13 protein-coding genes are annotated in these 12,525 nt (G+C 71.1%); 7 read left to right on the top strand and 6 right to left on the bottom strand.

Annotation, left to right across the window (positions count from 1 at the left end; translation table 11 throughout):
- Positions 1-302: 302 nt before the first annotated feature.
- On the top strand, positions 303-1,475 hold the full coding sequence (locus tag ACFY1L_RS17180; protein WP_388824128.1) for an acyl-CoA dehydrogenase: 1,173 nt from the start codon (positions 303-305) through the stop codon (positions 1,473-1,475).
- On the opposite strand, the gene ACFY1L_RS17175 is transcribed toward ACFY1L_RS17180, so the two are convergent.
- Positions 1,438-1,686 (bottom strand): hypothetical protein, encoded by a 249-nt coding sequence (locus tag ACFY1L_RS17175; RefSeq protein ID WP_388824126.1) that lies wholly within the window; start codon positions 1,684-1,686, stop codon positions 1,438-1,440. The genes ACFY1L_RS17180 and ACFY1L_RS17175 overlap by 38 nt on opposite strands.
- A gap of 139 nt (positions 1,687-1,825) precedes the next feature.
- Between ACFY1L_RS17175 and ACFY1L_RS17170 the strand changes: the two genes are divergently transcribed.
- Together ACFY1L_RS17170 and ACFY1L_RS17165 are read left to right on the top strand one after the other, a co-directional pair.
- Complete coding sequence (locus ACFY1L_RS17170; RefSeq protein WP_388824124.1) at positions 1,826-2,926, top strand: hypothetical protein; 1,101 nt, start codon at positions 1,826-1,828, stop codon at positions 2,924-2,926.
- Positions 2,927-2,939: 13 nt separating this feature from the next.
- Positions 2,940-4,037 carry a phosphotransferase family protein gene (locus ACFY1L_RS17165; protein WP_388824122.1) on the top strand — a complete coding sequence of 366 codons (1,098 nt, stop codon included), beginning with the start codon at positions 2,940-2,942 and terminating at the stop codon, positions 4,035-4,037.
- Between the two features lie 10 nt (positions 4,038-4,047).
- Here the strand turns inward: ACFY1L_RS17165 and ACFY1L_RS17160 are convergent, their stop codons facing one another.
- On the bottom strand, positions 4,048-4,482 hold the full coding sequence (locus ACFY1L_RS17160; protein ID WP_388824120.1) for a hypothetical protein: 435 nt from the start codon (positions 4,480-4,482) through the stop codon (positions 4,048-4,050).
- A 267-nt stretch (positions 4,483-4,749) separates the two neighbouring features.
- On the opposite strand from ACFY1L_RS17160, the gene ACFY1L_RS17155 reads away from it, so the two are divergent.
- From ACFY1L_RS17155 to fxsA, 4 genes are all read left to right on the top strand, one after another.
- Positions 4,750-5,190: an Lrp/AsnC family transcriptional regulator gene (locus ACFY1L_RS17155; RefSeq protein ID WP_037670872.1), complete on the top strand. Its 441-nt coding sequence runs from the start codon at positions 4,750-4,752 to the stop codon at positions 5,188-5,190.
- A gap of 46 nt (positions 5,191-5,236) precedes the next feature.
- The gene (locus ACFY1L_RS17150) at positions 5,237-6,847 is read left to right on the top strand and encodes an amidohydrolase (RefSeq protein WP_388824117.1); all 1,611 of its coding nucleotides are present in this window, start codon (positions 5,237-5,239) and stop codon (positions 6,845-6,847) included.
- Positions 6,848-7,402: 555 nt separating this feature from the next.
- Positions 7,403-8,197, top strand: coding sequence for a polyprenol monophosphomannose synthase (locus ACFY1L_RS17145; RefSeq protein ID WP_388824115.1), 795 nt, complete (start codon positions 7,403-7,405; stop codon positions 8,195-8,197).
- A gap of 117 nt (positions 8,198-8,314) precedes the next feature.
- Complete coding sequence (fxsA, locus tag ACFY1L_RS17140) at positions 8,315-8,872, top strand: FxsA family membrane protein (protein WP_388824113.1); 558 nt, start codon at positions 8,315-8,317, stop codon at positions 8,870-8,872.
- Between the two features lie 138 nt (positions 8,873-9,010).
- Here fxsA and ACFY1L_RS17135 read toward each other — a convergent pair whose 3' ends face one another.
- The 4 genes from ACFY1L_RS17135 to ACFY1L_RS17120 all read right to left on the bottom strand — a co-directional run bounded on the left by ACFY1L_RS17135 (position 9,011) and on the right by ACFY1L_RS17120 (position 12,470).
- Positions 9,011-9,385: an RNA polymerase-binding protein RbpA gene (locus ACFY1L_RS17135; protein ID WP_003977404.1), complete on the bottom strand. Its 375-nt coding sequence runs from the start codon at positions 9,383-9,385 to the stop codon at positions 9,011-9,013.
- 267 nt (positions 9,386-9,652) lie between these two features.
- Positions 9,653-10,990, bottom strand: a complete 1,338-nt coding sequence (locus ACFY1L_RS17130) for an MFS transporter (RefSeq protein ID WP_388824111.1) — start codon at positions 10,988-10,990, stop codon at positions 9,653-9,655.
- Between the two features lie 62 nt (positions 10,991-11,052).
- Positions 11,053-11,820, bottom strand: coding sequence for a glycerophosphodiester phosphodiesterase (locus tag ACFY1L_RS17125; protein WP_388824109.1), 768 nt, complete (start codon positions 11,818-11,820; stop codon positions 11,053-11,055).
- Complete coding sequence (locus tag ACFY1L_RS17120) at positions 11,817-12,470, bottom strand: YitT family protein (RefSeq protein WP_388824107.1); 654 nt, start codon at positions 12,468-12,470, stop codon at positions 11,817-11,819. The genes ACFY1L_RS17125 and ACFY1L_RS17120 overlap by 4 nt, the downstream gene beginning before the upstream one ends.
- Positions 12,471-12,525: the final 55 nt, after the last annotated feature.

Genomic DNA, 12,525 nt, shown 5'->3' with positions numbered 1-12,525 from the left:
CGCGGTAAAGCGTTGGTCATGGAGAGTAGGAGGACTAGACCAGTTCGGTCAATGGTGCGGACCAATTTCGCGACCGCTGGACAGGACTTCCGGTCGGGTCGAGATATTCTTGAAGTAAGCGGTCGTTAACTGGTGACGGGATGCCTGCGATCGGGCATACTCACAGCGCACAGCCGCTGGTCAGCAGCTTCCGAGACCCGGGAGAGCGAGCATCGGCCAGGCCTCAGTACGACCCGGCGGAGCCGCCCCCACCCAGGGCGCACGTCCGTCGATGTGCCCGAAACAGGGAGGAGAGCGTCGCCATGCCCGACCGCGCCCCGCAGCCGGTGGACCGTCAACTGCCCACGGACGAGGCCCGGGACCTGATCTCGCTCGTCCGTGACATCGCCCAGCGCGAGATCGCCCCGAAGGCGGCCGAGGAGGAGGACGCCGGTCGCTTCCCGCGCGAGGTCTTCACCCTGCTCTCGGAGTCGGGTCTGCTCGGCCTGCCCTACGACGCCGAATACGGCGGCGGCGACCAGCCGTACGAGGTCTATCTCCAGGTCCTCGAGGAGCTCGCCGCGGCCCGGCTCACCGTCGGACTCGGCGTCAGCGTCCACACGCTCGCTTCCTACGCACTCGCCGCATACGGCAGCAAGGAACAGCAGGTCGAGCACCTGCCCGCCATGCTCGGCGGAGGCCTGCTGGGTGCCTACTGCCTGTCCGAGCCGGCGTCCGGCTCCGATGCCGCATCGCTTCGTACGAAGGCGGTCCGGGACGGCGACGACTGGGTGATCAGCGGCACCAAGGCCTGGATCACGCACGGCGGAATCGCCGACTTCTACACGGTCATGGCCCGGACGGGGGAGGACGGGCCGCGCGGCATCACTGCCTTCTTGGTCCCCGGCGACGCGGAAGGCCTGAGCGGTGCGATGCCCGAGAAGAAGATGGGCATGAAGGGCTCACCCACCGCCCAGGTCCACTTCGACGGGGTGCGCGTCCCGGACGAGCGGCGCGTCGGCGAGGAGGGCCAGGGCTTCGCGATCGCGCTGGCCTCGCTCGACTCCGGCCGGCTCGGCATCGCGGCCTGCGCGATCGGCCTCGCCCAGGCGGCGCTCGACGAGGCGGTCGCGTACGCCACCGGGCGGCTGCAGTTCGGGCGGCCCATCGCCGACTTCCAGGGGCTGCGCTTCATGCTCGCCGACATGGCGACCCAGATCGAGGCGGGCCGAGCCCTGTACCTCGCGGCGGCACGGCTGCGCGACGCGGGCCGCCCGTTCGCCAAGCAGGCGGCCATGGCCAAGCTGCACTGCACGGACACCGCGATGAAGGTCACCACGGACGCTGTGCAGGTGCTCGGTGGGTACGGCTACACCGCGGACTTCCCGGTCGAGCGCTATATGCGCGAGGCCAAGGTCCTGCAGATCGTCGAGGGCACCAACCAGATCCAGCGGATGGTCATCGCCCGTCACCTCGCGGGTCCGGAAACCCGCTGAACTGCCCCGGTGCGACCTGCGGGGCCGCCAGCCTGACCCACTCCGGGTCGTGGCGGCCCGGCAGGGTGCGGCCCCGGTCGGCCCAGGTGCGCATGAGATCGCGGTAGATCGGCGGGTCCTGGTGCTGCGGCGGCGCCGACGGAACCGTTCCTGCGGGTGGCGGGACGAAGATGCGGCGCTGACGCCCGATCGCTGGAAAAGAGGGGGTCATACCAGGGCAACGCGGAGGTAGGCGGACAGGTCACCGCTGGGCGGAATCGGGCGTGAGTTCGCGGACGTCCGGCTCCGCGTCTGGCCACCTGCGGCCGTCTGACGTACCGTCAGCCAGGCTCTCTCCAGGGAGGTTTGGCATGGCCGACGACCGTCCCGTACCGCTCGACGAGTACCCCGTGCACCAGGTCCCCCTCTCCATGAAGCACGTGGCGACCGGGGACCGGAACGCGTACGACCGCTGCATCTTCCACGTCCTCGACCACGAGGGCCGCGCGCTGCTCATCGTCGGCCTCGGCGTCTACCCGAACGTCGGTGTGATCGACGCTTACGCGACCCTGCGGACCGGCGACGAACTGCACGCGGTGCGTGCCTCGGACGCCCTGGGCGAGGACCGCATGCGGCTCGCCGTCGGCCCGCTCAGGATCGAGGTCGAGGAGCCACTGCGGCGACTGCGGCTCCGCAGCGACGACGAGTTGTTGTCGTACGACCTCACCTGGACCGCCGACTTCCCGGCCCTGTGGGAACCCCACCACCTGCAGCGCCGCGGCGACCGGCTCACCCTCGAAGGGCGCCGCTTCGTCCAGGCGGGCAGCGCGGAGGGCGTGATCCGCGCCGCCGGGGAGGAGTTCCGGGTGACCGCCACGCAGTGGACGGGCACCCGCGACCGCAGCTGGGGTGTCCGGCCCATACCGGGGGAGGAGGGCGGCCGCCTCGCCGAGGAGCACCCGACCGAGGGCTTCCACTGGCTGTGGTGCCCGGTCCGCTTCGAGGACCGGTTCCTGATGGTGATCGTCCAGGAGGACGCTGACGGATACCGCTCCCTGAACGACGCCACCCTCGTCCGCCCCGGCCACCGCGACCGCCAACTCGGCTGGCCCCAGCCGGAGATCACGTACCGCTCGGGCACCCGGGTCCCGGAACGTGCCCTCATCCACCTGGGCGACGTCCGCAAGCCGCAGGAGCTGGAGGTCGAGACCTTGACGTCCTCCCCGCTGGCCATCGGCGCCGGCTACCCGCCCGCCGACGACTGGCAGCACGGCACCTGGCGCGGCCGCGGCTGGACCGACCGCCGGACCTACGACCTCACCGAGCCGCACCCCCTGGCCGCCTACGGGGTCACCGACCATGCCGCCCGCTTCCGGCTGGACGGCAGGGTCGGTCACGGCATCTTCGAGCACGGCACGTTCGGGCGGCACGACCCGAGCGGCTTCGCGGACTTCACATCGGTAGCTCCGTAAGGGGGTTTGCGACATGGCGGCCACGGCACCCCGTCCCCGTACCACCACCCGCGACCCGGAGGAGATCGCCCACCGCCTCACCGCCTGGCTCGGCACCCGCCTGCCCGGCGCCAAGGCGGTCGGCGTCACCGTCCCCGCGTCCAACGGCATGTCCAGCGAGACCCTGCTCTTCGACATCGAGCACCCCGAACCACCCGTGCGCCCCTGCGCGTTGAGACTCGCGGCGGACCCGGCCGCGTACACCGTCTTCCCCGTGTACGACATGCCGCGCCAGTACCGCACCATGCGCGTCGTGGCGGAGCACTCGGATCTGCCCGTACCCAAGGTGCTGTGGCTGGAGGAGGATCCAGGGCCGCTCGGGGCGCCCTTCTTCGTGATGGAGCGCGTCGAGGGGCGCGTACCGCCCGACGTCATGCCCTATACGTACGAGGGCAATTGGCTGCACGCGGCGAGCGACGCGGAACGCGAGCGCCTGGAGGCGGCATCGATCGGACTGCTGGCCCGACTGCACGACCAAGTGCCCGTACGGGAAGCCGAGTTCCTCGCACTCCCGGGCGAGGGCGACGCACTGCGCCGCCATGTCACCGCCCAACGCGCCTACTACGACTGGGTGGTGGCCGGACGCGCCCGCTCACCCCTCATCGAGGCTGCCTTCGACCGGCTGGAGAACCTCTGGCCGACCGATCCGGGCACGCCGGTGCTCAACTGGGGCGACGCACGCATCGGGAACATCGTCTACGACGGCTTCGAACCCGCGGCCGTACTCGACTGGGAGATGGCGGCCCCGGCCCCGCGCGAGGTCGACCTCGGCTGGACCGTCTATCTGCACCGCTTCTTCCAGGACCTGACGGTCGCCTTCGGCCAGCGCGGCCTGCCGGACTTCCTGCGCCGCGACCGCATCGAGGCCCGCTATGCCGAACTCACCGGCCACACACCGCGCGACATGGACTTCCACACCCTGTACGCCGCGCTGCGGCACGCGATCGTCATGCTGCGCGTCGCCTACCGGCAGGTGCACTTCGGGGAGGCCGTCGTCCCGGCGGATCCGGACACACTGATCCTGCACCACGGCAGTCTGCGGGCCATGGTGCAGGGCAGCTACTGGGATTGAGCGAGGCGGTTCAGGCAGCCTGACGGCGCATCACCGGCACGCGCATCGGGCGCGAGCCCGGGCCGCCGACGTGCGAGAACGGCTGCGTCCGCCAGTCGAGCCCCTGAGGGAGCGTCAACAGCAGGGCCGTGTCCTGCTCCTGAGCCTTCGCCGACTCGTCCGCGGAGCGGGCCTCGGCGGCCCTGCGGCCGGTACCGGCGCACACCGTGAGGCCGAACGGGTTCCACGGCGAGGCGCACAGCGCGTGCTCCGGCAGGACCTCCTCGTCCGCCAGCAGGGCGATGGGCTGCGCGCAGTCCGGGCAGACCACCCGGTACATCTCGAAGGTGTCGTACGCGTCGAGCTCGTCCTCGAAGGCGTCGGGTTCGACGCCCTCCGGCTCGGCCTCGACGACCGCGTGGAGCCGCTTGGGCGCGGTGCGACCAGGGCGCTTAAGACTCTGCATGGGTTCTCCCCCTCGGGCTGGGCCGTTCAGGCTCTGCGGCCTCGACCACAGCAAGCACTTCCCGTCCCGTCTCGGCGGTAATCACGAGAGCATCACGGAGACGTCGCGGCGGCTGTGGCGTTCGTCACATGCCGCCCGCAGGTGCCCGTGGCGGACGTTTTGTCCCTCAGACGGCTCACAGGCAGCTCTCGGGCACATCACGAACCGGGCATGACCTGGGCTCCTGAGGTATCCGTGGAGATCAAGCGCACTGTAGGTTCTTGCGCCATGGAGGAGCTGGACCGTCAAATCGTGCAGCTGCTCGTCAAGGACGGGCGGATGAGCTACACAGACCTGGGCAAGGCCACGGGCCTGTCCACGTCGGCCGTGCACCAGCGGGTGCGTCGGCTGGAGCAGCGTGGCGTCATCCGCGGCTATGCCGCGGTGGTCGACCCCGAGGCCGTCGGGTTGCCCATGACCGCGTTCATCTCGGTCAAACCGTTCGACCCCAGCGCCCCCGACGACATCGCGGACCGCCTGGCCGGCGTCCCCGAGATCGAGGCCTGTCACAGCGTCGCGGGCGACGAGAACTACATCCTCAAGGTCCGGGTATCGACCCCGCACGAGCTGGAGGAGCTGCTGGCCCGGCTGCGGACGCTGGCGGGCGTCTCGACGCGGACGACGGTGGTCCTGTCGACGCCGTACGAGGCGCGGCCACCGCGGATCTGAGGACCTGCGTGCAGGACGGTCCCGGCGAGGCGCGAGACTGTTCCCCATGAGTGAGCGCATCCCCGAGCCGACCACCGTCCTGCTCCGCCGAGGAGAAGTGCACAGCCCCGCCGACCCCTTCGCGACCGCGATGGTCGTGGAGCGCGGCCAGGTCGCCTGGGTCGGCTCCGAGGGCGCCGCCGACGCCTTCGCGGACGGTGTCGACGAGGTGGTCGACCTGGACGGCGCCCTCGTCACCCCGGCCTTCACCGACGCCCACGTGCACACCACCTCCACCGGCCTCGCGCTCACCGGCCTCGACCTGTCCGACGCACCCTCCCTGGAAGCGGCCCTCGTCCTCGTACGGGACTTCGCCGCCGCCCGCCCGGACGACCGCGTACTGCTCGGTCACGGCTGGGACGCGGCCCGCTGGCCGGGCGGCCGTCCGCCGACGCGCGCCGAACTCGACGAGGCCACCGGCGGCCGCGCCCTGTACCTCAGCCGGATCGACGTCCACTCGGCGGTCGTGACCACGGCCCTGCTCGACATGGTCCCGGGCCTCGGCGCGGTCGACGGCCCGCTCACCCGCGACGCGCACCACGCCGTACGGGCCGCCGCGTTCGCCGCGATCACCCCGGCCCAGCGAGTCGAGGCCCAGCGCACCGCCCTCGCCCGTGCCGCCTCCCTCGGTATCGGAACCGTTCACGAATGCGCAGGGCCGGACATCTCCTCCGAGGACGACTTCACCGGCCTGCTGGCGCTCGCCGCCGAGCAGGCGGGCCCGCGGGTGGTCGGCTACTGGGCCGAGCAGGCCGATGCAGGGGTGGCGAGGGCGCGCGAGCTGGGCGCGGTCGGGGCGGCCGGTGACCTGTTCGTCGACGGCGCCCTGGGCTCCCACACCGCTTGCCTGCACACGCCGTACAGCGACGCCGAGCACACCGGCACCGCATACCTGGACGCGGCCGCCGTGGCCGCCCACGTGGTCGCCTGCACCGAGGCGGGCCTCCAGGCGGGCTTCCACGCGATCGGCGACGCCGCCGTGACCACGGTCGTCGAGGGCGTGCGTGCCGCCGCGGAGAAGGTCGGCCTCGCCCGTGTCCGCGCCGCCCGCCACCGCGTCGAACACGCCGAGATGCTCACCCCCGAGACCATCGCGGCCTTCGCCGAGCTCGGCCTGACCGCCTCCGTGCAGCCCGCCTTCGACGCGCTGTGGGGCGGCGAGGACGGCATGTACGCCCAGCGCCTGGGCGCCGAGCGGGCCCGCACCCTCAACCCCTTCGCGGCCCTGCTGCGCGCCGGCGTCCCGCTCGCCTTCGGCTCCGACAGCCCGGTCACCCCCCTCGACCCGTGGGGCACGGTCCGCGCCGCCGCCTTCCACCGCACACCGGAGCACCGCGTCTCGGTGCGCGCCGCCTTCACTGCCCACACCCGCGGCGGCTGGCGGGCGATCGGACGGGACGACGCGGGCGTACTGGTGCCGGGCGCACCCGCGGACTACGCCGTGTGGCGCACCGACGAGCTCGTGGTCCAGGCCCCCGACGACCGGGTCGCCCGCTGGTCCACCGACCCCCGCTCGGGCACCCCCGGCCTGCCGGACCTGACCCCCGGCCAGGACCTCCCGGTCTGTCTGCGGACCGTGGTCGGCGGACGGACGGTGTTCGTACGGCCGGGCGAGTGATCTGCCGGGGTGGCGCGGCGCCGATCGCCGCCCGCCGCCGCGTCGCGCGACCTGCATGTCCTCTGCCCTGACCAGGGCATTGGCGAAAAACCCGCAGGTCAAACGGCTGTTGACAGCCGATGGCAGGGGGCCGGTAGGTTCGGCCGAGTCCACCACCGGACGCCCGACCGGGGAACTACCGCGCACTCGTCGCGGCGCCGCTGGGTCAGGGACGGTGTGCCGCACCGGGGCACCGTCACTGGGAGCCAGGCTCAGCGCCTGCGCGGCGACGAGGGAACGTTCCGGCCGGTCGGGGAGGTGCGACCCGGGTGGGGCCCGGACGCTCAGTAGACAACGGCTTTCGGTCGACCCGCAGCCAGCGGGTCCCAGGTCGGCCCGAAGGGCGCCGGGCCCCCATCCGCAGCACGCGAACACCCCGGGACTCGCAAAAACCCCGGAAAACGCGTTCTTACCCCGCTCTTGTGGAATCGACACCACCATACGAACGTCTGGTCACGTCATCGCAGGCGGCGGCCACTATGGTGGACGTCTGCGTACAGAAGTGAAGGGGCAGCAGTGAACGACGGCGACGGGACTCCCGCGGCACAGGCCCAGGCGAGGCAGTTCGGCCCGCTCGGCACGGCCTTGGTGATCATTCCGACCTACAACGAGGCGGAGAACATCAAGTCCATCGTCGGCCGGGTGCGCAAGGCCGTCCCCGAGGCGCACGTCCTCGTGGCCGACGACAACAGCCCCGACGGCACCGGCAAGCTCGCCGACGAGCTGACCGCCGAGGACGACCACGTCCAGGTCCTGCACCGCAAGGGCAAGGAGGGGCTCGGCGCCGCCTACCTCGCGGGCTTCCGCTGGGGCCTGGACAAGGGCTACGGCGTCCTGATCGAGATGGACGCCGACGGCTCCCACCAGCCCGAGGAACTGCCCCGCCTGCTCACCGCCCTCAAGAGCGCCGACCTGGTCCTGGGCTCCCGCTGGGTGCCCGGCGGCCGGGTCGTGAACTGGCCCAAGAGCCGCGAGGTCATCTCCCGCGGCGGCAGCCTCTACTCCCGCCTCGCCCTCGACCTGCCGCTGCGCGACATCACCGGCGGCTACCGCGCCTTCCGCCGCGAGACCCTCGAGGGCCTCGGCCTCGACGAGGTCGCCTCCCAGGGCTACTGCTTCCAGGTCGACCTCGCCCGCCGCGCGGTCAAGGCCGGCTACCACGTCGTCGAGGTGCCCATCACCTTCGTGGAGCGCGAGCTGGGCGACTCCAAGATGAGCCGGGACATCCTCGTCGAGGCCCTCTGGCGGGTCACGGCATGGGGTGCCACGGAGCGGGTCGGCAAGGTGCTGGGCCGCGGCAAGAAGGCCTGATCGCCATACGGCCCCGGCGGCCTGCGTACGGTCTCACAGGTGCCTTCGTACGGCTTCACAGCCCTGGTTGATCATTCGCTTATCCCGCACTGAGCCGGGCCCAGGCACACTGGGTGCATGACGACTGGTGCTCCGACCCCCACGTACCCCGCCCGGCCCCGGCGCTCCCGGCTGCGGACCTTCCTGCCGCTGGGCATCGCGGCCTGGCTGGTGCTGGAGATCTGGCTGCTGACCGTGGTCGCGGGCGCGTCAAGCGGGTTCACTGTGTTTTTGCTGCTGCTCGCGGGCTTCGTGCTCGGAGCGGCCGTGATCAAGAAGGCGGGCCGCCGCGCCTTCCAGAACCTGAACGAGGCGCTGCAGCGGGGCGGCACCCCGCAGAGCGGCGGCGGCAACGGCCTGTTGATGCTCGGCGGCCTGCTCCTGATGATCCCCGGCCTGATCTCGGACGCGCTGGGTCTGCTCCTGCTGATCCCGCCGGTCCAGAAGGCGCTGAGCCGGCTCACGGAGCGCACCCTCGACCGCAAGCTGCGCGAGGCCGCCCCGGGTTCCTTCGGCGACGCCTTCCAGCAGGCCCGCATCCACCGCCCCGACGGCAAGGTCGTCCAGGGCGAGGTCATCAGGGACGAACCAGGCGGCGACACCCCGCAGGACCCGCGGCCGCCGCTGACCCGGTGAGCCCGTCGCAGAGACGACTGCCGACCGCCGGCGCGGTCGGCACACCGTAGACATGCGACTGCGGGCGCCTACGTGAATCCACGTAGGCGCCCGCAGTCAATTGCGTGCGTTTGGTTGTCCGCTCGACCCCGGCAGGGACTAAGCCGACTTCCGGCTGTCCCGCGGGTGGACGGCGATGTTCATCGCGCCCGAACGCAGAACGGCCAGGCGCTCCTCGAGGACCTCTTCGAGTTCCTCGCGGGTACGCCGCTCCATCAGCATGTCCCAGTGTGTACGCGCAGGCTTGGCCTTCTTTTCCTCAGGGCCGTCGCCGTCAACGAGGAGTGCCTGGGCCCCGCAGACCTTGCACTCCCACTCCGGCGGGATCTCCGCCTCGACCGAGAAGGGCATCTCGAAGCGGTGCCCCTTCTCACATGCGTACTCCACGGCCTGGCGCGGGGCCAGGTCGATGCCGCGGTCCGTCTCGTAGCTGGTCACCACGAGGCGCGTGCCGCGAAGAGCTCGCTCACTCATGAATCGTGCCTCCCGGGCTTGTCGCCCACAGGACAGGTGTCGCTGTCGTCGTCATCCGGTCAACGTCCGGTCGGCGGTAAAGATTCCCGTTCCGTGTCCCGTTCCGGGTCATGCGTCGCCGTCGTAGCCGCCCCTTGTTGTACCCACCAGCGCCCGGTTTGTCACATCTGCTAGCAGATGTCACCCAGCGTTTCGGCACCTTTGACGCGCAGTAACGGTACGCCTGGCAGGCCAAACGCGTACACTACAGCCCTTTCGCCGCGAGTGCTAAATCCGCTCGGGAACCGGATTGCCCGCATCGAAGATCGCCTGCCGTACCGGAACCCTTGCGAGCAGGGCGAATCCGATGACGAAGAAGGCCACGAGCGAGATGATCGCGTCGCGATAACTTCCAGTCAGCTGGTAGGTGATCCCGAACAGAAGCGGACCGAGCCAGCTCATACCCCGATCGCTCATCTCGTACGCCGAGAAGTACTCGGCCTCCTTGCCGGGCGGGACGAGATGCGAGAACAGGGACCGGGACAGAGCCTGGCTGCCGCCCAGCACGAGCCCGATCCCGGAGGCCAGGACGAAGAACCACACCGGCGCCCCGGCCGGCAGGAAGTACCCGGCCCCCAGCGTCACCGTCCATGCCACCAGCGAGCCGAGGATCGTGCGCTTCGCCCCGTACGTCCGGGCCAGCCGCCCCATCCCCAGCGCTCCCGCTACGGCCAGTACCTGAACCAGCAGGACGGCCGCAATGAGCGTGGACTGCCCGAGGCCCAGTTCCTCCGAGCCGTAGACCGAGGCCTGGGAGATCACCGTCTGGATGCCGTCGTTGTAGACGAGGTACGCCAGCAGGAAGGCGAGGGTCAGCGGGTGGCGGCGCATGTGGCGGACGGTGGCCGCGAGCTGGCGGAAGCCCGGAGCGGTCGGCTCCTTCGGGCCGTCGGACCGGTGGTCGCGCAGCCGTCGCAGCGGTACGAGCGTGAAGGCGCCCCACCACAGGCCGGCGGAGGCCAGACAGATGCGGACGGCCGTGGTCTCGGAGACACCGAAGCTGTCGTGGGCCAGATAGAGCACCAGATTCGCGATCAGGACCAGCGACCCCGCCGCGTACCCGAAGGCCCAGCCGCGGGAGGAGACCGCGTCGCGCTCCTCGGGCGGGGCGATCTGGGGGAGGTAGGAGTTGTAGAGCATCATCCCCACGGACTGTGCCGCGTTCGCGACGATCAGCAGCACACCGCCGAGCAGATAGCGGTCGCCGTCGAGGAAGAACAGCCCCGTCGTCGCCGCGGCCCCCACATAGGCGGCGGCCCCGAGCAGGGGCTTCTTGCGGCCGCTGCGGTCGGCCGCCGCGCCGACCAGGGGCATCACCAGCACGGCCACGATCACCGACAGGGACACCGAGTACGCGAAGAAGGACCCGGCACGCACCGGGATCCCCAGCGGATGCACGAACCCGTCCGCGTCCGCCGCCGACTCGGCGACCGACGTCAGATAGGGGCCCAGGAAAACGGTGAGCACGCTCGTGGAGTAGACGGAGCAGGCCCAGTCGTAGAAGTACCAGCCGCGCTGCTCGCGCTGCCGGTCGATGACGTCCGTACGCACGGTGTCGGCGCTCACCCGTGCCCTCGCTTCCCCGCTGAAGTGCCGTGCGAAGGCTCGGGGGAGGGGCCGTCGGGCGCTCAGACCCAGACGCCGCGTTCTTCCATGACCTTGCGCAACGTGTCGATGTGATCGGTCATGATGCCATCGACTCCCAGGTCCAGGAGCCGGTGCATGCGATCGGGCTCGTTGATGGTCCACACGTGCACATGCAGCCCGCGCGCGTGGGCGGCGCGGATGAAGCGGTGGTCGACGACCTGGATGCCGGACTGGGACTCGGGCACCTGCGCGGCGACCGCGGACCGGCGCAGCGCGGCCGGCACACCCCAGGAGCGCAGCCGCAGATTGAGCACACCGCGCGTGCCGTACGACGTCGCCAGGCGAGGTCCGGCCAGCCGCTGGGCGCGGACCACGCGTGCCTCGGAGAACGAGCCCACGCAGATCCGGTCCCACGCGCGCGTGCGCTCGATCAGGTCCAGGAAGGGGTGGAGCGAGGACTCCGCCTTGAGGTCGACGTTCCAGCGCACCTCGGGGAAGGTCTCAAGAAGTTCCTCGAAGAGCGGCACCGGCTCCTTGCCGGCCACGCGCGCGTGGCTGACGTCCTTCCACGGCAGGTCCGCTATGCGCCCCGCGCCGTCGGTCACCCGGTCCAGGGTCGAGTCGTGGAAGGCGACCAGCTTGCCGTCCACCGTGGCGTGCACATCGGTCTCGATGTAGCGGTAGCCCGCCTCCACCGCCCGCCGGAACTGCAGCACGGTGTTCTCCAGACCGTCCGCGGCCCCGCCCCGGTGGGCGAAGGCGATCGGGCCGGGGTGGTCGAGATAGGGGTGGCGTATCGCTGTGGTCACCTTCGCAGTATCGCGCGGCGGGGTTGCCCCTCGGCAACGACCGTGCTGCCGTCGGATGCCGACGGGACGTCGAACACCCGGAGGAAGAGCTGGGCGAGCGGGCCGATCGACACCGCGTACAGGACCGTGCCGACGCCGACGGTGCCGCCCAGGGCGAAACCGGTCGCCACGACCGCCACTTCGACCGCCGTCCGCATCAGCCGGATCGAGCGGCCGGTACGGCGGTGCAGCCCGGTCATCAGGCCGTCGCGCGGGCCCGGCCCGAAGCGGGCGGCGATGTAGAGGCCGGTGGCCACGCCGTTGAGCACGATGCCGGCCAGCAGGAGCGGGATCCGTACGGCCAGGGCGTGCACCTCCGGTACGAGGGCGAGCGTGCCGTCCATGGCGATGCCGACCACGAAGACGTTGGAGACCGTGCCGAGGCCCGGGCGCTGGCGCAGCGGGATCCACAGGAGCAGCACCGCCGCGCCCACGATGATCGACACGACGCCGATCGTCAGGCCGGTGAGCTCGGCCAGGCCCTGGTGCAGCACGTTCCAGGGCTCGAGGCCCAGGCCCGCCTCCACGAGGAGTGCGGAACTCGCGCCGTACAGCGCGAGCCCGATGTAGAGCTGGATCAACCGCCGCCCGAGACGGTCCTTCGTGGCCAAGGGATACCCCCAGTGGTCGTAGTGGCCTGGTGCATGACACCCTGAGACGTGGGTG

Origin of the sequence: Streptomyces sp. NPDC001663 (genome assembly GCF_042893105.1) — a bacterium.
In the GTDB taxonomy this organism is placed as follows: domain Bacteria; phylum Actinomycetota; class Actinomycetes; order Streptomycetales; family Streptomycetaceae; genus Streptomyces.
Note: the sequence above shows the minus strand (reverse complement) of the source record. Positions and strands in the feature narration are given on the sequence as shown.